General features: G+C 68.7%; 20 protein-coding genes. 16 read left to right on the top strand and 4 right to left on the bottom strand.

The features are described from left to right. Positions 1 to 4: 4 nt before the first annotated feature. Positions 5 to 451, bottom strand: a complete 447-nt coding sequence (locus GQ56_RS0113380; RefSeq protein WP_052007254.1) for a type II secretion system protein N — start codon at positions 449 to 451, stop codon at positions 5 to 7. Positions 452 to 515: 64 nt separating this feature from the next. Here GQ56_RS0113380 and gspG point away from each other — a divergent pair, with 64 nt between their 5' ends. The 6 genes from gspG to GQ56_RS0113350 all read left to right on the top strand — a co-directional run bounded on the left by gspG (position 516) and on the right by GQ56_RS0113350 (position 4,503). Next, positions 516 to 995 (top strand): type II secretion system major pseudopilin GspG, encoded by a 480-nt coding sequence (gspG, locus tag GQ56_RS0113375; protein ID WP_265183112.1) that lies wholly within the window; start codon positions 516 to 518, stop codon positions 993 to 995. After that, positions 970 to 1,512, top strand: coding sequence for a GspH/FimT family pseudopilin (locus GQ56_RS0113370; RefSeq protein ID WP_081894903.1), 543 nt, complete (start codon positions 970 to 972; stop codon positions 1,510 to 1,512). The genes gspG and GQ56_RS0113370 overlap by 26 nt, the downstream gene beginning before the upstream one ends. Before the next feature lie 172 nt (positions 1,513 to 1,684). Continuing rightward, positions 1,685 to 2,431 (top strand): secretin and TonB N-terminal domain-containing protein, encoded by a 747-nt coding sequence (locus GQ56_RS0113365; protein WP_031399137.1) that lies wholly within the window; start codon positions 1,685 to 1,687, stop codon positions 2,429 to 2,431. Between the two features lie 6 nt (positions 2,432 to 2,437). Beyond that, the gene (locus GQ56_RS0113360) at positions 2,438 to 2,986 is read left to right on the top strand and encodes an RNA polymerase sigma factor (protein ID WP_031399136.1); all 549 of its coding nucleotides are present in this window, start codon (positions 2,438 to 2,440) and stop codon (positions 2,984 to 2,986) included. An 11-nt stretch (positions 2,987 to 2,997) separates the two neighbouring features. Next, positions 2,998 to 3,993, top strand: coding sequence for a FecR family protein (locus tag GQ56_RS0113355; protein WP_031399135.1), 996 nt, complete (start codon positions 2,998 to 3,000; stop codon positions 3,991 to 3,993). A 258-nt stretch (positions 3,994 to 4,251) separates the two neighbouring features. Further along, positions 4,252 to 4,503: a FecR/PupR family sigma factor regulator gene (locus GQ56_RS0113350; RefSeq protein WP_235212697.1), complete on the top strand. Its 252-nt coding sequence runs from the start codon at positions 4,252 to 4,254 to the stop codon at positions 4,501 to 4,503. 268 nt (positions 4,504 to 4,771) lie between these two features. Here the strand turns inward: GQ56_RS0113350 and GQ56_RS0113345 are convergent, their stop codons facing one another. Further along, positions 4,772 to 5,596, bottom strand: a complete 825-nt coding sequence (locus tag GQ56_RS0113345) for a hypothetical protein (RefSeq protein WP_031399133.1) — start codon at positions 5,594 to 5,596, stop codon at positions 4,772 to 4,774. Between the two features lie 182 nt (positions 5,597 to 5,778). Here GQ56_RS0113345 and GQ56_RS0113340 point away from each other — a divergent pair, with 182 nt between their 5' ends. Then, positions 5,779 to 7,416 (top strand): transposase, encoded by a 1,638-nt coding sequence (locus GQ56_RS0113340; RefSeq protein WP_031399132.1) that lies wholly within the window; start codon positions 5,779 to 5,781, stop codon positions 7,414 to 7,416. A gap of 270 nt (positions 7,417 to 7,686) precedes the next feature. On the opposite strand, the gene gspK is transcribed toward GQ56_RS0113340, so the two are convergent. Beyond that, on the bottom strand, positions 7,687 to 8,682 hold the full coding sequence (gene gspK / locus GQ56_RS0113335; RefSeq protein WP_031399131.1) for a type II secretion system minor pseudopilin GspK: 996 nt from the start codon (positions 8,680 to 8,682) through the stop codon (positions 7,687 to 7,689). A gap of 36 nt (positions 8,683 to 8,718) precedes the next feature. Beyond that, positions 8,719 to 9,282, bottom strand: coding sequence for a hypothetical protein (locus tag GQ56_RS0113330; protein WP_031399130.1), 564 nt, complete (start codon positions 9,280 to 9,282; stop codon positions 8,719 to 8,721). A 640-nt stretch (positions 9,283 to 9,922) separates the two neighbouring features. Between GQ56_RS0113330 and GQ56_RS0113320 the strand changes: the two genes are divergently transcribed. The 9 genes from GQ56_RS0113320 (at position 9,923) to GQ56_RS0113280 (ending at position 19,770) form a co-directional block, all read left to right on the top strand. Next, positions 9,923 to 11,092 carry a TIGR03032 family protein gene (locus tag GQ56_RS0113320; protein ID WP_235212696.1) on the top strand — a complete coding sequence of 390 codons (1,170 nt, stop codon included), beginning with the start codon at positions 9,923 to 9,925 and terminating at the stop codon, positions 11,090 to 11,092. Beyond that, positions 11,089 to 11,733, top strand: a complete 645-nt coding sequence (gene cysC, locus GQ56_RS0113315; RefSeq protein ID WP_034197699.1) for an adenylyl-sulfate kinase — start codon at positions 11,089 to 11,091, stop codon at positions 11,731 to 11,733. Before GQ56_RS0113320 ends, cysC begins: the two co-directional genes overlap by 4 nt. Before the next feature lie 149 nt (positions 11,734 to 11,882). After that, complete coding sequence (locus GQ56_RS0113310; RefSeq protein ID WP_235212695.1) at positions 11,883 to 13,535, top strand: ShlB/FhaC/HecB family hemolysin secretion/activation protein; 1,653 nt, start codon at positions 11,883 to 11,885, stop codon at positions 13,533 to 13,535. A 67-nt stretch (positions 13,536 to 13,602) separates the two neighbouring features. Next, positions 13,603 to 15,399 carry a DUF2341 domain-containing protein gene (locus tag GQ56_RS0113305; RefSeq protein ID WP_031399126.1) on the top strand — a complete coding sequence of 599 codons (1,797 nt, stop codon included), beginning with the start codon at positions 13,603 to 13,605 and terminating at the stop codon, positions 15,397 to 15,399. Positions 15,400 to 15,418: 19 nt separating this feature from the next. Then, positions 15,419 to 15,829, top strand: a complete 411-nt coding sequence (locus GQ56_RS0113300) for an ExbD/TolR family protein (protein ID WP_011354695.1) — start codon at positions 15,419 to 15,421, stop codon at positions 15,827 to 15,829. 4 nt (positions 15,830 to 15,833) lie between these two features. Further along, complete coding sequence (locus GQ56_RS0113295; protein WP_031399125.1) at positions 15,834 to 16,532, top strand: TonB C-terminal domain-containing protein; 699 nt, start codon at positions 15,834 to 15,836, stop codon at positions 16,530 to 16,532. 92 nt (positions 16,533 to 16,624) lie between these two features. After that, complete coding sequence (locus GQ56_RS0113290; RefSeq protein ID WP_031399124.1) at positions 16,625 to 18,436, top strand: putative porin; 1,812 nt, start codon at positions 16,625 to 16,627, stop codon at positions 18,434 to 18,436. A 12-nt stretch (positions 18,437 to 18,448) separates the two neighbouring features. Beyond that, entirely contained in the window at positions 18,449 to 19,132 is a 684-nt protein-coding gene (locus GQ56_RS0113285) for a hypothetical protein (protein ID WP_031399123.1), read from the top strand. Between the two features lie 59 nt (positions 19,133 to 19,191). After that, positions 19,192 to 19,770 (top strand): YbjN domain-containing protein, encoded by a 579-nt coding sequence (locus GQ56_RS0113280; RefSeq protein WP_031399122.1) that lies wholly within the window; start codon positions 19,192 to 19,194, stop codon positions 19,768 to 19,770. Positions 19,771 to 19,926 lie beyond the last annotated feature (156 nt).

Here is a 19,926-nt window from a genome sequence, read left to right as displayed (position 1 = left end):
CGGCTCAGCGCACGAACGCGTTGGCTTTCTCCGTGGCGGGCAGCGCGACCTCGCGTTGCGTGCCGTGGCGATCGACGACGATCGAGCGTGCGCGAACCTCGGCGAGCTTCGCGGCTTCGCCGATCGCCGCGCCGAGCGATACGACGCGCGCCGTTTCGCCGCCGACGCTGACGATCGCGGCCGCACGGCGCGCGTCGAACGCGAGCACGCCGAGCAACTGGATCGTGTCGCGCCTGTCGTCGGGTTTCGCGCCGAACAGCTGCGCGCTGGCCGTGACGTCGACCGGTGGGGGCGGTGCGGGGCGGGCAGGTGCCGGCGCATCGGGCGCGTTCAGCACGTGTGCGGCCCATATCGATACGACGACGAACGCCGCGCCGGCTGCAAGCGTTGCGACGAGCGGCAACGGATCGATGCGTGACGGAACGGTGCGAAGCAGGGCGAGCGGTTTCATGGCAACGGATCGGTTCGATGAGCAGGGAACGGTTTCCATTCTTTGACGCAAGGGTGAATGCATGATGACGCACCACGAAGAAGTCGGAACGTTGCGTACCGGCAGCACGCATGAACATGCGTGCCGTCGCACGCAACGCGGCTTCACGCTGATCGAGATCATGGTGGTGGTCGCGATCCTCGGGATTCTCGCGGCGCTGATCGTGCCGAAGATCATGAGCCGGCCCGACGAGGCGCGCCGTATCGCGGCGAAGCAGGACATCGGCACGATGATGCAGTCGCTGAACCTGTATCGACTCGACAACGGCCGTTATCCGTCGCAGGAGCAGGGGCTGACTGCGCTGGTCCAGAAGCCGAGCGTCGACCCGGTGCCGAACAACTGGAAAGACGGCGGCTATCTGGAGCGGTTGCCGAAGGATCCCTGGGGCAACGCATATCAATACCTGAACCCGGGCGCGCACGGCGCGATCGACGTGTTCAGCTACGGCGCGGACGGCAAGCCGGGCGGCGAGGGGAACGATGCGGACATCGGCTCGTGGCAGTAAGGGCACGTGCATCGCGCACATGAAGCGCACGAACGCGCCGCGGCGATCGCGCCGATATCGTCAATCCGGCTTCACGCTGCTGGAGATGCTCGTCGTGCTCGTGATCGTCGGGCTGCTGGTCGCGGTCGTGACGCTCGCGCCGTCGCGCAATCGTCGCACCGATCTCGCCGAGGAAGCGCAGCGGCTGGCGAACCTGCTCGAATCGGCCGGCGACGAAGCGCAGGTGCGCTCGATGCCGATCGCGTGGCAGCCGGTGGGCGGCGGCTATCGGTTCGTGCAGCGCACGGAAAACGGTGCGTGGGCGCCGATGACGGACGACCTGTATCGCGCGCGTCGCTGGGGCGGCGAGGTGACGGGCGTGTCGGTGCGTTACACCGGCGGCGGCGAAACGCCGTCGCAGATCGTGCTCGGCAGCGAAAGCATCGACGTGCCGGTGACGATCACATTGTGGTCCGGCGACGTGCGGATGGCGGTGGTGGGCACCGGCATCGGCAACTTTGTCGTGCGCCGGCCATGAACCGCATGCGACGCCGGCGAGCGCGCGGAGCGCCGGATTGAATCGCGTCGCGACATGCTTCACCTGACTGTCATAGTGCCCGCTCACAATCTGACGTTCGTTTGTCGCGTAACCGCTCACGGGGGTGCGCGTTTCGCCGGCAACGTGCAACTCCACTTCCGTCCAGGGATTCATGACTCGTTCACGGGCGCCGACCGGTGTCCTGGCGCTCGTCGCGTGGCTGGCGTTCGTCGTGCCGTGCATGCACGGCATACACGCGCAGGAGACCGGTTCCATCGTCCGCCAGACGGGCAGCACGGTGCGTTTCGATTTGCCCGCGCAGCCGCTTGCGAAGACCTTGCGGGATTTCGCGCGGCTCACCGAGCTGCTCGTGCTGGCGCCGGCGCCGCTGCTCGACGGGCGCACGAGTGCGCCGGTGCAGGGCGACTTCGCGCCGCGCGACGCGCTCGAGCGGATGCTGGCCGGAACGGGGTTGCGTGCGGAATTCTCGCGTCCGGACGAAGCGATCATCGTCGCGCAGCCGGCCGCCGAGCAGGCGCCCGCGCCGGCCGACACGCCGGCGGATGCGGCCTTGCCGATCGACGGGATCGGCGATTCCGGCGAGCGGCACGCGTTCGCGGGCCTGCTGCAGGCGCATCTGATCGATGCGCTCTGTGCGCAGCCGGCAGCGGTGCCGGGCAGCTATCGACTCGTCGCGCAGGTGCGCATCGACAACAGGGGGGCGGTGGTGGCGGTCAACATGGTGGCATCGAGCGGTTCGGCCGCCCGCGACGCGGCGGTGATGCGCGCGCTGCGCGCATTGAAGCTGGACGACGCGCCGCCGGCGGACCTGCCGCAGCCGGTCACGATCCTGCTGCGTCCGGCCGGCAACGGCGTGCATTTCCGCTGTCCGGCGCCGCAGCCGGCCGTTCGGGGCTAGGCCGCGATGAGCGACAGCAACCGCACCGGGCTCAGGAAGGTGCTGGCGACGCGCTATGCGTACCTGGTCAGGCGCCTCGAACGCGTGACGGGGTCGAAGGACGGCGCCGCCGACGCGCTGCACGAAACCTGGCTGCGTCTCGAGAACGCGAACGTTTCGACGCAGGTGACGAACGCGGACGCCTATATACTCGGGATGGCGAACAATGTCGCGATCGACCAGCATCGCCGCGAACGCCGGCATCTGCACGACGACGATGTCGAGACGTTGCTGGAAATGCCCGACGAGCTGGCCGATCCCGAGCGGATCGTCGCGGCGCGCCGCAAGGTCGAGACATTGAAGGACGTGCTGCGCGGCTTGCCGCCGCGGCGCCGCGCGATCCTGCTGGCCGCCCGCGTGGACGGCCTGCTGAACCGCGAGATCGCCGAGCATTTCGGCATTTCGCTGCGGCTCGTCGAAAGCGAGCTGAGCGCGGCAATGAAGTACTGCCTGCAGCGCATGCAGGAAGACGGTGATCCGTACACGGGTTCGCGAGGCGGCCCGCGTAAATTTTGAGCATCCGGACGATGACGAAAGCCCAGGCCGAACCTGCCCACGACGAACTCGACGAAGCGAGTGCGTGGCTGCTGCGTCTGCGCTCGGGAGACGCGAGCCAGGCGGAAGCCGATGCGTTCGAGCGCTGGTGCGCCGATCGTCCGCAGGCCGCCGGCCTGCTGCGCGATACCTGGAGTTCGCTGCGCACGGCCGCGACCGAACTGGCGCACGAGGAGCGCGCGGCCGCAGCCTGGGCAAACGTTGCCAAGCGCGAGCGCACGATGCGCACCGGGCGGCGCGCATTCATCGGCTTCGCGGTCGCGGCGGGCGCATCGTGGCTCGCAGTGCGCCCGCCGATGCAGTTGTGGCCGTCGCTCGGCGATCTCGCGGCCGATTACCACACGGGCACCGGCGAGCAGCGCAGCGTCGCGCTGTCGTCGCGCGTGACGGTCGAGCTGAATACGCAGACGCGTCTCGATGTGCTGGCGGCGAGCGATGCCGCGCACGGCGTCGAAGTGGTCGCCGGCGAAGCGGAGATCGACGCGGCCGCACCGCCGGCCGGCCGCGCGACGCCGATCCAGCCCGTCACCGTGGTGGCGGGCGGCGGCCGCATGCAGGCGACAGTCGCGCGCTTCAACGTGCGGCGCACGGGGTCGCAGGTTTGCGTGACCTGTCTGTCCGGCACGGTTGCGCTTGCGCATCCGCGCGGTGCGCGCACGCTCGCGGCCGACGATCAGGTCGTCTACGACGATCGCGGCGTGCAGCCCGTGGCGCGCATCGATCCGGGCGCGGTCAGCGCGTGGCGGCGCGGCATGCTGGTGTTCAACGGCGTGCCGCTCGCGCAGGTCGTCGACGAGATCAACCGCTACCGGCGCGGCAAGGTCATCCTGCGCAGCGCGTCGCTCGGCGAGAACCGGATGCAGGCGCAGTTCCCGATCACGCGGCTCGACGACGTGATCGACATGGTCGGCCGCCTGTACGGCGCGCACATCACGCGGCTGCCCGGCAACATCGTGCTGCTGAGCTGACGGGCTTCCCCCGTTTCATTTCCTCTGTCTTCCCTCCGCCGGCGATGCGTTCGCGGCGCTTCCGGCCGTCCGCGCCCTGCGGGTTACGGCCGCTCGATACGACCTGATCAATGAGGGCCGGCAAACGCCGGGCTGCCCTTCATGGCGGCCCGGTGTGACGTCGTCGGACCCGAGGCGTGGGTGGCAAGCGCCCCGGCCGCGCAGCGATGCGCGGTGCGGGGGATGTGTGTCGATGGAGCTTCGGGCGGTGGCGTGATCATGAACGAATCGCAACGGGACACGGATCCCGGCGACGCGAATACGCGCGCCGATTCGATCCGCGAGGGCGCCGTGCGCTGGCTGCTGTGGTTACGCGCCGGCGACACGACGGAGCAGGAACTCGACGTTTTTGCGCGTTGGCGCGCGCAGAGCGACGAGCATGCTCGCACGGTCCGCGAGCTGATCTGGATGTGGGCCGTGCTGGAGACGGTCGGCCGTCAGGAGCCCGGCGGGCCGACACGCACGCATTGACGCGGCGCGGCGCAAGCCGTGCACCCGGGCGGTGCGCAAAACCGCGCCGGCGCCCGGGCGCCGCAAGAAAGTCTGCGGGTTAGGCGGGTTTGCTTCGACCTTGTATATGAGAGAGCGAGGGGGCCGTGAAGAGGGGCCGTGCAGAGAGGGCGGTGAAGCGGAGACCGGGGAACGGGGGCCGGAGACGGCTCCCGGATCGCCGTCCGGCCGCGCTGGCTCGCGGGTGGCCACGAGGTGCCGGTTGCGTCGCGCCAGCCCGGTTCACGATTCAGGCGGGCGACTGCGGCTGCAGGCCGGCGCGTGCGCCGTTCCAGGCGGCGTCGAGCGGATCGCCGGCATCGCGCAGCGGCTCGCGCAGAAAGGGAAAGCGTTCGACGAACGGTGCGGATTCTTGCAGGGCCACGATATGGTTGACCATCCATTGCAGCAGATCGCCGCCGTGCCGGACCTGTTCCGGGCGCCAGTCCGGCATCGTCGAGAAGAGGGCCGAGAAGCCGCTCCAGCGCGACGGGCGGTCGTTGTCGCCGGGCCGGAAATAGGTGTTCATCGCGACGTCCCGCGCATCGGTCAGCATGCCGACGAACAGCCCGTGCGGTGTCGGCACGCCGATCTGCTGCCAGCCTTCCGCGAGGGCGAGCGAGCGCATCACGCGCGCCGCGACGAAGGCGATACGGGTTTCATGTTCGATTTCCGCCAGCGACATCACGCCGTTGCGCTGCATGCAGCGCGCGACCGCGTGCGGGCGGATCGCGTTCGACGCGAAGCTGCGCAGCACGAGGTCGGGCACCGTCAGTTGCAGCTGGAATTCGCGCAGGCCGTGCTCGGCGCTCATCGTCGAGAAGTTGACGAACAACCCTTCGGCATGACCGAGCGCGCCGACATATGGCTCGAGCCCGAGGCGCGCGAGCTTCGGCGCGATCTGGCGTTCGAGCAGCCGCATCAGGTTGCGGCGATTGCGCACGCCCGTGAAATCGTCGAGGCCGCGCGTGACGACGTCGCTGATTTCCCAGCGGCGTTCGTCGGCGACGAGCCGCGGGGAGCCGCTCAGGTCGAACCGGGCGCGGCCATGGGCCACGCGGGGATCTACGTACATGCCGGTGCCTCGTGCATCGATTGCGGGCGGACCGCCGCGGCGGCGCGTCGCCGCGCGGGTCCGGTCGCCCACGATGCTGCGGCGTCGCGGGCGGCTCGTCAAGTGCGCGCGTATCGCGCCGCACGCGTGCGCGTGCCGTTGCAGCGGCGCGTGCGATCAACCAGACAGTGTGGGGTAATCCGATGATGCGCACGATCGTGGAACGCTTTGTCGAGCAGAGTCCGATGACGATCATGGCGCGGCTCGTGTTGCAATGCGCGTTGCACGACGATTGGATTGGCGTCGCGGCGGACGCCGGCGACGCGCTCGACGGCGAGTCGATCCGCGAGACGTTGTTCACCCTCGCCGTCGACGCGATCGCGTCGATGGCCGCGCGGCAGCGGACGCCGGATGCCGGCGTGGCCGCCGCGCCGGGGTTTGGCGCGGCGGTGACGGCACTGCACGATTGCATGAGCCGATGGCGTTCCGGCTGGGGGCGCGCGCTGGCAAAGGACAGCGTCGAACTGCTGCTGCCGGTCGCATCGGTGCGCAAGGTCGACGGTACGCGTGCCGTCGACGGGATGCGGTTGCGCGTGCTGGACGGTACCGGCGAGGCCTGCGCGCCACAGGCCGGCGGGTGCGACTGCGGACGCTCGTGCGACGACCCCGCACGCGATGCGGCGGCGGACGGTGCGCGCGTCCTGCCGGTCTACGATCCGGAACTCGGGATGATCGTCGACCTGCTGCCGTGCGAGCGTGGCCGAACGAACGAGCGTGCATTCGTCGGCGCGTTGCTTGAAACGGTCCGGCCCGGCGAGCTGTGGATTGTCGACGGGGGCTTCGATACGGACGCGCTCCTTTCCGGCTGGCCGCGCCGCGGCGGCGCGTTCGTGTTGCGCGAATACGGCCGCTCGGCCGCGTGCCGGCCGCTTGGTGCCTGGCAGGAGAGCGGTGCGTTCGGCGACGGACGCATTCGCGAACAATCCGTCGGGATGGCCGGCGAAGGCGGCGTGTCGGGCGTATTTCGGCGGATCGAATGGCACCGCACGGATTCCCCCGGCGAAATCGTCACGCTGTTGACCGATCTGCCGGCCGGGCGATTCGACGCACCGCAGGTCGTGGCGCTGTCGTGCCGGCGCTGGCGCGACGCGTTGCCGCTGGCGCTCGAGTCCGTCACGGGCGGCGCGTCGTTCGGCGCCGTGCCCGCCCGCGCGGCGCTGCTGGCGAGCGGGATCGCCGCATTTGCATACAACGCGTTCAGCGTGATGACGCGCGTCGTCGGCGGTGCGCTCGATCTCGATGCGCGCGACGTCGACCGCTTGCCGTCGCTGATCGCCGACGGCGTGGCGGCGACCTATGCGGGCATGATGATCGCGCTGCCGCCGGACTGGTGGCAGCGATACGACCAGTTGCCCGCGACCACGCTCGGCCAGATCGTGCGGATGCTCGCCGTGCACGTCGACCCGCGCAGCGAGCGGCGTCGACGCCGCGACAACCGGCTGTCCGCGAAGTCGCAGGCGTTGCTGCGTGCAGCGACGCTCGAACGCCTGATGCACGACGACGGCGACGATCCGGCTTCCAATGTGTTCAGCCTGCGCACGATCGCGATGGCGACGCGCGACTTCAGCAGCAATCCGTCGAAGGCGCTGCGGCATGCGGGCGAGGCGCTCGTGATGGTGACCAAGTACAACCGGCCTATCGCGCTGCTCGTGTCGATCGACGACTGGAACCGGCTGCTCGGCGAAGTGCGCGAGACGAGCTTCACGCGGCTGTCGTTCGATGCGGCGGTAACGCCGCAGGGGGAGCGTGCGGTCGGGTTGGGCGAATTGTCGCGGGTCTAGCGTTCCGTTTTGGCGACTCGCGGTTGTCGACAGTGGTGTGTTTCGAGCAAGGCGCCGGCCGGGATCCCGTTGCGACGGCATCGGGATCGCATCGGGACCGGGATAGCAGCCAAACCGCGACCATGCGAGACAGGACGGGGCGCTCGCCCGTCGCGGCTCATCGGCGCTCCGGCTACTCGGGATCATTTGCCGGATGGGCTCATCCGACGCGGCGTTCCGGCATGAAGTACGTCGGCCCGTGTACGCATCGAGGCCACCCGTGCGTCGGCTTCAACTGGTGAGCCGTCGCACCCAGATGACCGACGTCCACGCGAAATTGCCGCTGCCGTAGCGCGCGATCAGCGTGTCGATACGCGTGTTGATCCGCGCTGAATGCACACGGCAATGCACGATGAAATAGCCGCTGTTCACGCCGATGGCCGAGCCGTCAGGCAGCGTCGGGTTGCCGCCCTGCGCCGGCAGCAGGTATTCGGCGACGTCGCCGGTGCTGACGAAATAGGCCGTCGCGCGCCGGTCCACGAGCCGCCTGGCCTGGCTCGGCGACAGCGTCGGAATCGCGGCAACGAGCACGGGTTCGGCCGCGGTGTTCGCGTTGACGACGGTCAGGTCGGGCAGGATCGTCACGAATGGCGCGATCGCTTCGATCGCATGCGCGTCGTAGCCGGGAATGCGCGCGAGATCGTCGACGGACACGAGCTGCAGCGGCCAGCCGCCCGGGCCGTTCGCGTCGCGCAGCGAGCGCAGCATGTAGTCGGCCGTCGATTGCGCGAGCGCGGGATCGAGCGACAATTGGCCGAGCAGGCGCCGGTAAGCCAGCACGCCTTCGCCGCTGGACTGCCAGGGCTTGCCGGGCGCGATGCGCGACACGAGGTTCGTCAGGTTGAAGCGCGCCTGCGCGTCCTCGACACTGCCCGAGATCCACGCGCGCGACAGTTCGGCGTTGACCGCGATCGCGTCGGACGGCAGCAGGTCCGCGAGCCGCACGTCGGCGACCGGTGCCGACCACGGCTGCCCGACGAACGTGACGTTCGACGTTGCGCTTTGCGCACGCAGCGTCGAGCGTGCCCACTCGACCGCGGCGCGCTCGATCCACATCGTCTGAGTCGCGAGCCGCTGATTCTCGACGTCGCGGGTCGCGACCTGCTGGCGCCACAGCACGCTGGCGGCAAGCGTGGCCGCCAGCGCGACGACGAGCAGCACCGTCACGATCGCGATGCCGCGTTCGCGTCGTGCGTGCGCCGTTCTTCCCGTCCCGTATCGATGCATCCGCGTGCCTCCACAGTGTCTGTCGGCGCGGTGCGCTCAAACCTCGAACGCCAGCCACGCATGCGCGATGCTCGCATGCGCAGATGACGTGACGCCGAACAGCGCGGCGAGCCCCGCGATCCAGCCCGCGAGCGTCGCGGGACGCATGCCGTCGTTTGCAAGCGGGCCGACCAGGCTGGCGATCGCGTGCGAGCGCCACAGCAGCAGCACGAACAGCGCACAGCCGACGGTCATCGCGATGCCGAACATGTGTGCCGCGACTACCGGACGCCGCGTGAACGGCAGGCGGTGATGCCGTTGGTTCGTCGCGACGATCGCGACCCCGTTTGCGACGGGCACGATCGTCATCGCCAGCCCCCAGAACAGCGGCTGGTCGCTCGACGGATTGATCAGCAGCAGCGTGCCGATCATCCAGATCGGCGGCGCGAGCAGTGTGAGCAGGGACCATGACAGCAACTGCCACGCGAGCCACGGCGCGCGCCAGCGCAGCGGCGGAATCGGCGCGGCATGAGCGGCGGGCGGAAGCGGCCGGCCCGGCAATCCGGCGGTGCCGGACAATCGCCCGGCGAGCCATCGTACGAGCATCGTGGCGAATGACATGGAGGTCCTGTCGTTGACGTGTGCTGTTCTCAATAGCTAGGACGAAGCGGGAGGCCGCAATCCGCAGGATTTCGCACGTGCCGGCGCTTGGCCGCGCTGCGCATCGCGATTTCGCGGCGCCGCGCAAACGGTCTCGTCGATCGCTTGCCGTGTTTTGCGAGCGTTTCGTGAATATCTTCAGCGGAATGTCACAAAAACTTCCCTGTTGAAACCCGAGGATTGTCGGGCCGCACGCCGGCACGTCGCACCTTTCGCGCGTTGACCGGCCGGACGGCGACACGTTTGCCGGTCGTCCGCGCGCAACGGCGGACCGCCGGGCGCAACACGTCGGCCGCGCGACGACACGTACACGAAACGGGGGGCCACGCAAGGTCATGCGCCGCATCTCGCAAGTCTTGCGCGAGGGGCGGCTGCGCGTGCATCGCAGCCCGCTTGCGTCGATCGTTTCCCCGTACAGGCGGATCGGTCGACGTCACGCAAAAAACATTGCGGCAATGCGCGCTTCGTTCCGTCTAGGTAGGTGGGAGCTGCGACTTGGTGTGTCGTACGCGGCCCCGACGCGCCGTGCCGGCGCGCGGGAACACGCGGATACGAACATTTTTTTCTCATCAGGCGGCATGAAGCCGACAGGTGCACGACAGTGAAACAGTTCGAGGAAAGCAGGCCGGCCGGCGATGGCGGCGCGCCAGCGGACGACGCATCGGCGCGGCGGGAGGAAGCGCTGTCGCCGGTGATCAACCTGCGCGACACGGGGCGCTTCCTGCAGGTGCTCGAGGCGCTCAAGTGCTCGCTGGCCGTGAGCCGCCGTCCCTCCGGCGTAGCCGTGATCGGCGTTGACAACGGCGTTCCCACGCTGTCCGCGTGCCTTTTGCCGCGCTCGATGGGCATGGCCGTGTCGGGCAACCGGCTCGCGGTCGCGACGATCCACGAGCTGATGGTGTTCGCGAACGTGTCGACGCTTGCGCCGCGCTATCCGGCTCGCCCGGACCACTACGACGCGATGTTCGTGCCGCGCATGTCCTACTACACCGGTGATCTCGACCTGCACGACATGGCGTTCGACAAGCACGTGCTGCTCGCGGTCAACACGCGCTATTCGTGCATCAGCGTGATCGACGGCTATTTCAACTTCACGCCGATCTGGCAGCCGCCGTTCGTGACGGAGACCGTGCCGGACGATCGCTGCCACCTGAACGGCATGGCGTTTGCCGACGGCAAGGTGCGTTTCGTGACCGCGCTCGGCATGAGCAACGAGCCGTTCGGCTGGCGGAGCGGGATGGCGAACGGCGGCATCGTGATGGAGGTGCCGTCCGGCCGGGTCGTCGCGTCGGGGCTGTCGATGCCGCATTCGCCGCGCGTGATCGGCGGGCGGCTGCATGTGCTCGAAGGCGGCCGCGGCCACGTGCTGCAGATCGATCCGCAGTCCGGTGCGCGGCGTGTGCTCGCGAAGCTGCCGGGCTTTACGCACGGTCTCGCGGAGTACGGCGGCGTGTTGTTCGTCGGGCTGTCGAGGCTGCGTGACAAACGCGGCCCGCAGGGGCTGCCGATCGAAAGCGAATCGGATGCGCTGATCGCGGGGGTTGCCGCGCTCGATGCGAATACCGGTGACGTGCTCGGCATCCTTCAGTTCTTCAACGGCGTCGACGAGATCTTTGACGTGCAGGTGCTTCCTGACGTGCGGCGCGCCGAAATCCTGAGCCCGCATCAATGGGCCGAGAGCCCTTCGATCGTGACGATGCAGGGCGGTTTCTGGCAGACGCGTCCGCGCGAGGAAGACGAGCCCGCGAACGCCGAAGGGAAAGCACGATGAACGTCGATCGTTGCGGGTTGTCCGGCGTCGTTCCGTCCTTATCGGTAGACGCTGCGCATGCGGCGTGCGGCGCGTCGCCGCTGCGGTCGGGCGGGGTGCTGTGGCTCACGGGGCTGTCGGGTGCCGGCAAGACGACGCTGGCCGATGCGCTCGCGGTGCGATTGCGCGAACGATACGCGCGTCCGGTGGTGCTGGACGGCGACCGGCTGAGGGCCGGGCTGAACCGGGATCTCGGCTTTACGGTGCAGGACCGGTTCGAGAACGTGCGGCGCATCGCCGAAGTCGCGGCGCTGTCGAGTGAATCCGGCGCGCTCGCGATCGTCGCGGTCCTTTCGCCGCTTGCGGCGATGCGCGATCAGGCGAGAGCGATCGTGGGGGCGGCATTCCGGGAAGTGTATGTCAGCACGTCGCTGGCCTGTTGCGAGGCGCGTGACCCGAAAGGGCTGTACGCGAAGGCGCGGCTCGGCGTGCTGCCGGAGTTCACGGGTGTTTCAGCGCCGTACGAGCCGCCCGTTCGGGCCGACCTTGCAATCGATACGGGCAACGAGTCGATCGCGAAGTGCGTCGATACGTTGATGCGATTCGCGTGCACGCAGTTCGGCCGGCAGGCGGAGCGTCCGGTGCAGGTGCGTCGCGGCTGAGTCGGAAGCGAAGAACGGGAAAGCATTGTCCACGTCATGCTAAGGATGACGAACGAAACGTCATCAAAGTGAAACAGGCATTTGATAACGGGGCGAACGGCTGGCGCGATGCGCACGCTTCGATCCGGAACAACAAAGGGGAATGGCGCATGCCGCCGAGAGTAGACCGCAAGTCACGCGAACGATGGCGGCTGAACGGCCGATGCCTGGCCGGCGCCGTGCTGGCCGGAGGGCTCGGCCTCGCGCCGGGTGTTCAAGCGCAGGAAGCCGCGCCGGCCGCGAAGGCGGCGCCGGCCGCACCGCAGTCGTTCGACGTGAATGCCTTCGTGGTGCGCGGCAACACGACGTTGCCGGCGCTCGAGATCGAGAAGGCCGTGTACCCGTTCGAGGGGCCGGGCCGCACGCTCGCCGACGTGAACGCCGCGCGTGACGCACTGCAGAAGGCGTACCAGGATCGCGGCTACCAGTCGGTCGTCGTCGAGCTGCCGCAGCAGCAGGTGAAGAACGGCGTGATCCTGCTGCAGGTGACCGAAGCGAAGGTCGGGCGCCTGCGCGTCGACGGCGCGAAATACAACTCGCCGCAGAACATCCGCGACGCGGTGCCCGCGCTGGCCGAAGGCCAGGTGCCCGATTTCAACCAGGCGCAGCAGCAGCTCACCGACCTGAACCGTTCGGCGGACCGTCAGGTGATTCCGGTCCTCAAGCCCGGCACGCTGCCGCAGACGGTCGACGTCGACCTGAAGGTCGACGATCACAGCCCGCTGCACGGCTCGCTGGAACTGAACAACGACAACAGCCCCGGCACGTCGACGCTGCGCACGACCGCGAACCTCAGCTACTCGAATCTGTGGCAGCTCGGTCACGTGATTTCCGGCACCTATGTGCTCGCGCCGCAGCATCCGAACGACGCCCGCGTCTACGCGTTCTCGTATCTGGCGCCGATCCGGGATTCGCACTGGAGTTTCCTCGCGACGGTCGTGCACTCCGACAGCAACGTCGCGTCGGTCGCCAGCACCAACGTGCTCGGCAAGGGAACGACCTACGGCTTCACGGCGATCTATGCGCTGCCGGCGTCGGACACCTACGCGCACTCCGTCAGCGTCGAGATCGACCGCAAGCATTTCGACGAAAACGTGTCGATGCCGGGCCAGGCGGGCTCGACGGCGCCGCTCACGTACGTGCCGGTGACGCTGTCGTACAACGGCCAGCTGAGCCTGAAGAACTCGCAGACGTCGTTCTCCGCGTCGGTGACGACGAACATCCGCGGCATCGGCAGCGACTGGGGCGCATGGGACAACAAGCGCTACAACGCGACGCCCGATTTCGTGTACGGCAAGTTCGACATCAACCACACGCAGCGCTTCGCGAACGACATGCAGGCCAACGCGCACGTGAACGCGCAGATCTCGAACTCGCCGCTCGTGTCGAGCGAGCAGTTCGCCGCGGGCGGGATGAACAGCGTGCGCGGCTACATGCAGGCGGAGGACACGGCCGACAGCGGCGTGATCGCGTCGCTCGAGCTGCGCAGTCCTTCGCTCGCGAAGTGGCTCGGCGGTGCGGTGGGCAGCCGCGTGAACGAGTGGCGCTTCCATGCGTTCTTCGACGCGGCGCACCTGTGGCTGCTGAGCCCGCTGCCCGAACAGACGTCGCGCTTCAACCTGATGAGTGTCGGCGTCGGCACGCGGGTGCAGCTCATGAAGTACGCGAGCGCGGATTTCGAGGCGGGGTGGCCGTTGAAGGCGGGCGTCTATACGCGGCAGTACAGCCCGCGGTTCGATTTCTACGTAAGGCTGGGTTTCTGACGGATTTTTTTTGATCGTGCCGGGGCGATGCGACGAGCGCGGCGCCCGCACATTCGGGGAGTGGATCGTGAAGCGAGTCTTGTTTTTCCTGTTGGCGGTGATGCTCGGTGTGCTGCCCGGCATCGCGAACGCATGGTGGCAGAACGACTGGTCGTACCGGAAGGCGATCACGATCGACGCGAGCCCGAAAGGCGCGAATCTCGCGGAATCGGCCGGCCGCGTGCCGCTGCTGATCCGCCTGCACTCGGGCAACTTCCAGTTCGACGGGCTGGCCGACAACGGCGCGGACATCCGCTTCGTCGCCGCCGACGACAAGACGCCGCTGAACTATCACATCGAACAGTACGACCCGGTGCTCGGCGTCGCGCTGATCTGGGTCGACATTCCGAAGATGCCGGCCGGCGCCGCCGAGTCGATCTGGATGTACTACGGCAACAAGAAGGCGCCGGACGGCGGCAAGCCGGCCGAGACGTTCGATGCCGACTACACGCTCGTCTACCACTTCAACGGCGCGGCGGGCGCGCCGCCGAAAGACCTGACCGCGTACGGCAACCACGCGCAGAACGCGTCGTTCCGGACGATCGAGGACGGCATCGTCGGCAAGGGCGCGCGGTTCGACGGCAGCGGGTCGCTGACGCTGCCGGCGAGCCCGTCGCTGAACGTGCCGGCGGGTGGCAGCTTCACGTTCAGCGCATGGGTGAAACCGTCCGCGCTCGCGCCGAACACGCTGCTCTACAGCCGCCGCGACGGCGCGAACGCGCTGCTGGTCGGGCTGGACAACGGCGTGCCGTTCGCGGAAGTCGACGGCGGCGCGGCCCCGGTGCGCACGCCGGCCGCCGCGCCGGTTGCCGCGAACCAGTGGACTTATCTCGCGGTCACGGCCGACGGCAAGAACCTGACCGTGTACGTGAACGGCAAGCAGGCGGCGCAGGTCGCGGCGGCGCTGCCCGCGCTGAGCGGCGCGGCAACGGTCGGTGCGGACGCAACGGGTGCGCCGGCCGGGTTCGCCGCGTATGCGGGCGCGCTCGACGAACTGCGCCTGTCGAAGATCGCGCGCACGCCGGCCGCGATCGCGGTCGACGCGCTCGCGCAGGGCTCGGAATCGAAGCTCGTCGCGTACGGCGCCGACGAGAAGCAGTCGGGCTTCGGCTTCGGCTACTTCGGGGTGATCGTGCAGTCGGTGACGGTCGACGCGTGGGTCGTGATCACGATCCTGCTGGGCATGGCGCTCGTGTCGTGGATCGTGATGTGGACGAAGGCGCGCTACGTCGGCGCCGTCGACAAGGCGAACCAGTACTTCGTGAAGCGCTTTCGCGAAGTGGCCGGCCGCCACCTGGTCGGCCTCGCGCATGTCGACGAAGCGAGCGACGACGGCCGCCGGCTGTACCAGTCGTCGCTGTACCGGCTGTACAAGGCCGGCGTGCACGAAATCCACAGCCGCATGGACGGCAACGGCCGCACGGTGATCACCACCGAATCGATCGAGGCGATCCGCGCGTCGATGGACGCGACGCTCGTGCGCGAGAACCAGCGGCTGTCGAAGTCGATGGTGCTGCTGACGATCGCGATCTCGGGCGGGCCGTTCCTCGGCCTGCTCGGCACGGTGGTGGGCGTGATGATTACTTTCGCCGCGATCGCGGCAGCCGGCGACGTGAACGTGAACGCGATCGCGCCGGGTATCGCGGCCGCGCTGCTCGCGACGGTCACGGGCCTGTTCGTCGCGATCCCCGCGCTGTTCGGCTACAACTACCTGCTGATCCGCAACAAGAACGTGACCGCGAACATGCAGGTGTTCGTCGACGAATTCGTCACGCGCCTCGCCGAAGCCCACCGCGCGCCCGATCACGCGGTGCTGGCCGACTGACCGCACGCAGGAGACCACCATGCAGGTTCAGGACGACGACAAGCCGTACGACGACATCAACATCACGCCGATGCTCGACCTCGCGTACGTGCTGCTGATCATCTTCATCATCATGACGACCGCGTCGGTGCAGGGCATCAAGGTCGATCTGCCGAAGGCGAGCTCGTCCGCGAGTCTCGCGAAACCGAAGACGAAGGCGATCACGGTCGCCGATTCGGGGCAGGTGTTCCTCGACGCATACCCGGTGACGATGGACGAGCTCGAGAGCCGGCTGCGCACCGAGAAGGCGACCAGCCCGGAGTTCCCGATCGTGCTGAAGGGCGACGCGGGCGTGCAGTACCAGAAGGTGATGGACGTGCTCGACCTGCTGCGCCGGCTCGACCTGTCGCAGGTCGGCCTCGTGACCGGCAAGGCGAAGCAGGGCGGCTGACGCGATGGAAATGACCTATAACGGCGGCCCGCCGGACAAGGGCCCCGGCCGCTACGTGAAGCCGGTCGCGATCGCGCTGGTGCTCGCGGGGCTGGCCGCGCTGATCTGGCATTACGCGGGCGACACGGCCGGCGTGAAGCGCGTGAGCGCGCCGCAGGTGACGACGGTGATCCCGCTGCCGCCGCCGCCTCCGCCGCCGAAACAGAAGCCGCCGCCCGAGAAGATCAAGGAAGAGGTCAAGACGCCGGTCGACCGGCCGACGATCGCGCCGAAGCCGTCCGAGGCGCCGAAGCCGTCGGACAACCAGCCGAAGCAGATGACGATGAATGCCGACGCGCAGGCCGGCAGCGACAACTTCGGCATCGGCGCGGGCGACGGCTCGGGGCAACTGGGCAGCGGCGGGGGCGGCAAGTTCGGCAATGCGAGCTATGCGCAATACATGGTGTACGTGCTGCAGCGCGCGATCGAGCAGGACAGGGGCGTGCAGGAAGCCGGCGGCGCGCGTTTCGCGGGCAGCCTGAACCTGTGGATGGATGCGGCGGGGCGGATCACGAAGGTGACGGTCGCGCAGTCCACCGGCGACGCGAAGATCGACGCGGCCGTCGTTGCGGCGGTCGAGGCGCTCGGCAAGGTCGACGAGGTGCCGCCGCCCGCGACCGCGTATCCGGTGCTCGTGAAGCTCCAGGGGCGCAAGCCGGCATGACGATGCGCGCGCGAAACGACGAAAGAATCATGGGGTGGCGCCGTCGCACGGATGCCGCCGGAAAAGAAACGAAAATTGTTCGGAGTGCTTCGATGATTGGGAAGATGAACGGACGGGGTGGGGTGCCCCGCAACGGCGCGCCGCCCGCGCGCCTGTCGCGCGCAGGCGCGGCGGTGCTGATGTTCGGGTTGACGTGCGCGTCCGCCGCGCACGGGCAGTCGCTCGAGGCGCAGGCGGCGTCGGGGAAGGCCGCGCCGACCGAGAGCGTGGTGATCAACCTGATCAACCTGCTGGTGAAGCGCGGCGTGCTCACGCAGCAGAACGCGAACGAGCTGATCGCCGAAGCGCGCAGCGAGGCCGTGCAGGCGAAGTCGGCGCGCGCAGCGGGCGCGCCGGTCGTGGCGGGCGGCATGGTCAACCCGCCGACGCAGCCGGGCGACGTGGCGGTGCCGTACGTGCCGCAGCTCGTGCGCGACCAGATCCGCGACCAGGTGAAGCAGGAGGTGATCGCGCAGGCGAAGGCCGAGAACTGGGCGCAGCCGAACACGTTCCCCGACTGGGTGTCGCGCATCAAGCTCGACGGCGACCTGCGCGTGCGCGACGAGTATCACTTCTACGGCAGCGGCAACACGAACGGCGTGACGAATTTCGCGGCGATCAATCAGGCCGGCGGCTTCGACATCAACCAGAACACCAACAACACGCAGATTCCCACGCAGAACACGCGGGAGAACCGCAACAACCTGCTGCGCTACCGCGCGCGGCTCGGCGTGACGGCGACGCTGTCCGACGACATGATCGCCGGCATCCAGCTCGCGAGCGGCAACGACAACGGGCCCGTGTCGACCACGGCGACCGCCGGCGGCGGCTTCGCGAAGAAGAACATCTGGCTGAACAAGGCGTTCTTCGCATACAAGCCGACGTCGTGGCTGAACCTGACGGCCGGCCGTTTCGACAACCCGTTCTTCAAGTCCGACCTGGTGTTCTCCGACGACCTGATGATGGACGGGATCGCCGCGAACCTGCGCCATGCGCTGCCGTGGAATCCCGATGTCACGCTGTTCGGCACGCTCGGCGTGTTCCCGATCCAGTACACGAGCGAGAACTTCCCGTCGAACAGCACCGAGAAGGCCGGCAGCGACACGAAGTGGATGTTCGGCGCGCAGTTCGGCGCGGACTGGAAGATCGACGCGAAGAACCGGCTGCGCGGCGCGGTCGCGTACTACGACTTCCAGAACATGCGCGGCACGCTGTCGTCGCCGTGCGCGCTGTATCTCGGCGCGACGAGCTGCAGCACCGACAACGAGGCGCCCGCGTTCATGCAGGGCGGCAACACGCTGATCGCGCTGCGCAACATCGTGCAGAACCCGAACCTCGCGCCGGGGATGACGCCGCAGCCGCAGCTGTTCGGCCTGGCCTACAACTACCGGCTGCTCGACCTGAAGGCGCAGTGGGACACGGTGGTGGCCGATCGCTTCAAGCTGCGCCTCGACGGCGAATACGTGCGCAACCTCGCGTACAACGACAACAAGGCGTTCGCGGCGGCGTCGCTGCCGGTCAACAACTACGACACGACGTCGCTGAACGCGTCGCGCGCCGACTACCGCAGCGGCCCGAACGGCTTCCTCGCGAAGGCGACGTTCGGCGAGCCGGAGCCGCGCGAGAAGGGGCAGTGGAACTTCTCGATCGCGTACAAGTACCTGCAGCCGGACGCCGTGCTCGATGCGTTCAACGATCCCGACTTCCATCTCGGCGGCACCAATGCGCGCGGCTACGTGCTCGGCGCCGCGTATGCGGTTGCGCGCGACACGTGGGTGTCCGCCCGCTACCTGAGCTCGAAGGAAGTGTACGGGCCGCCGGTCTCGATCGACGTGCTGCAGATCGAGCTCAACGCTCGCTTCTGACCGGAGCCGCGCATGAATACGATCACTCGAACGATGCTGGCGGCCGCCTTCGGCGGCACGCTGCTGCTGGCGGCCGGCGGCGCGCACGCACAGGGCATCGAGGACAAGCTGCGCAGCCAGTTGCGCTCGACCGTGCAGGAGCTGCGCCAGTTGCAGGACAGCCAGGCGCAGTTGCAGAGCGACAAGGCGGCAGCCGAGAAGCAGCGCGACGACGCGCTTGCGCAACTGAAGGCGCTGCAGGGGCAGCTTGCGTCCGCGCGCGGCGATTCCGGCGCCGAGGCGGCCGCGAAGCGTGCGCTCGCGCAGGAGCGGGCCGGCCGCGAGCAGGACGGGAAGTCGCTGGCGAAATACAAATCCTCCTACGAGGATCTGCTCGCCGTGTCGCGCGCCCGCGATGCGCAGCACGCGCAACTGCAGAAGGATGCCGCTGCGCGCGACACACAGCTGAAAACCTGCCAGGCAGGGAATGCCGAGCTGTATCGCGTGGGGCACGAGATTCTCGACGCGTACGAGCATGTCGGGCTCGGCACGCTGTTGTCGTCGCGGCAGCCGTTCGCGCAGTCGGCGCGCGTGAAGTACGACGATATCGCGCAACGCTACGGCGATGCGCTGTATGCAGGCAAATACGACCCGGCCGCGCGGCCCGTTGCCGCCACGCCGGTGCCGGCGTCGGCCGCGTCGGCGGGCGCGCCGTGAGCGCGCGGCGCGCAGCCGGGAATGCACCGATCCATTCTTTGAATACGGAGAAGACAGACATGCAGGACAAGCAACCGAACGCCGGCGACGAACGCGCGGCATCCGACGCGCCGATCGAGGCGATCAGCGCCGACCGTCTCGCCGACGTGCTGCGCCGCGCGGGCTACCGCGTGACGGCGGCCGAGCAGAACGGCGCGGTGCAGTTGATGAGCGCAAGCCAGGGCATCGGCTTCGCGGTGCGCTTCGGCAACCCGGCCGTCGCGCTCGCGCCGCAGGGCGCCGATGCGCAGCCTGCCGCGCTGCCGTACATCGACTACACGCTGTCGTGCGTGCTGCAGGTGCAGGGCGACCTGCCGGCCGAGCTCGTCGCGGACTGGAACCGGACCAAGCGCTTCGCGCGGCTCGCGAGCCATGGGGCGTTTCTCGCGCTGGAGATGGACGTGGTCGTCGCGGGCGGCGTGTCGGAGCGTTACCTGCGCTCGACGATCGAGCTGTGGGATCGCCTGATCCAGGAATTCCTGCTGCACCTGCGCAACCGTCCCGCGATGGCCGAGCGGGAAGCGGCGACGCGTGCGGCGGCCGACGAGCGGCCGACCGAATCGGCCGCCGGGGCGGCCACGGTGGCGGCCGCGCAGTGACGCTCGCGGCGGGCCAGGGCGCGGATCGCCGGCCGCACGATCGGCGCCGCGCGGCCGGTTGCCGGGCCGCGCGCGCCGCGCTCGTCGGCCGGCCGGGGGCGCCGCCGCCGGGCGGGATGACGCAGCCGCGAGTGCTGCGCGTGATGCCGACGGACG

Origin of the sequence: Burkholderia paludis (assembly GCF_000732615.1) — a bacterium.
GTDB classification, from domain to species: Bacteria; Pseudomonadota; Gammaproteobacteria; order Burkholderiales; family Burkholderiaceae; genus Burkholderia; species Burkholderia paludis.
The sequence above is the reverse complement of the archived record's forward strand: the minus strand, read 5'-3'. Positions and strand labels throughout refer to the sequence as shown.

Excerpts from the sequence above, each read along its gene's own strand:
- GQ56_RS0113380 (WP_052007254.1), bottom strand. The coding sequence starts at position 451 with ATGAAACCGCTCGCCCTGCTTCGCACCGTTCCGTCACGCATCGATCCG.
- gspG (WP_265183112.1), top strand. The coding sequence starts at position 516 with ATGACGCACCACGAAGAAGTCGGAACGTTGCGTACCGGCAGCACGCAT.
- GQ56_RS0113370 (WP_081894903.1), top strand. The coding sequence starts at position 970 with ATGCGGACATCGGCTCGTGGCAGTAAGGGCACGTGCATCGCGCACATG.
- GQ56_RS0113365 (WP_031399137.1), top strand. The coding sequence starts at position 1,685 with ATGACTCGTTCACGGGCGCCGACCGGTGTCCTGGCGCTCGTCGCGTGG.
- GQ56_RS0113360 (WP_031399136.1), top strand. The coding sequence starts at position 2,438 with ATGAGCGACAGCAACCGCACCGGGCTCAGGAAGGTGCTGGCGACGCGC.
- GQ56_RS0113355 (WP_031399135.1), top strand. The coding sequence starts at position 2,998 with ATGACGAAAGCCCAGGCCGAACCTGCCCACGACGAACTCGACGAAGCG.
- GQ56_RS0113350 (WP_235212697.1), top strand. The coding sequence starts at position 4,252 with ATGAACGAATCGCAACGGGACACGGATCCCGGCGACGCGAATACGCGC.
- GQ56_RS0113345 (WP_031399133.1), bottom strand. The coding sequence starts at position 5,596 with ATGTACGTAGATCCCCGCGTGGCCCATGGCCGCGCCCGGTTCGACCTG.
- GQ56_RS0113340 (WP_031399132.1), top strand. The coding sequence starts at position 5,779 with ATGATGCGCACGATCGTGGAACGCTTTGTCGAGCAGAGTCCGATGACG.
- gspK (WP_031399131.1), bottom strand. The coding sequence starts at position 8,682 with ATGCATCGATACGGGACGGGAAGAACGGCGCACGCACGACGCGAACGC.
- GQ56_RS0113330 (WP_031399130.1), bottom strand. The coding sequence starts at position 9,282 with ATGTCATTCGCCACGATGCTCGTACGATGGCTCGCCGGGCGATTGTCC.
- cysC (WP_034197699.1), top strand. The coding sequence starts at position 11,089 with ATGAACGTCGATCGTTGCGGGTTGTCCGGCGTCGTTCCGTCCTTATCG.
- GQ56_RS0113310 (WP_235212695.1), top strand. The coding sequence starts at position 11,883 with ATGCCGCCGAGAGTAGACCGCAAGTCACGCGAACGATGGCGGCTGAAC.
- GQ56_RS0113300 (WP_011354695.1), top strand. The coding sequence starts at position 15,419 with ATGCAGGTTCAGGACGACGACAAGCCGTACGACGACATCAACATCACG.
- GQ56_RS0113295 (WP_031399125.1), top strand. The coding sequence starts at position 15,834 with ATGGAAATGACCTATAACGGCGGCCCGCCGGACAAGGGCCCCGGCCGC.
- GQ56_RS0113290 (WP_031399124.1), top strand. The coding sequence starts at position 16,625 with ATGATTGGGAAGATGAACGGACGGGGTGGGGTGCCCCGCAACGGCGCG.
- GQ56_RS0113285 (WP_031399123.1), top strand. The coding sequence starts at position 18,449 with ATGAATACGATCACTCGAACGATGCTGGCGGCCGCCTTCGGCGGCACG.
- GQ56_RS0113280 (WP_031399122.1), top strand. The coding sequence starts at position 19,192 with ATGCAGGACAAGCAACCGAACGCCGGCGACGAACGCGCGGCATCCGAC.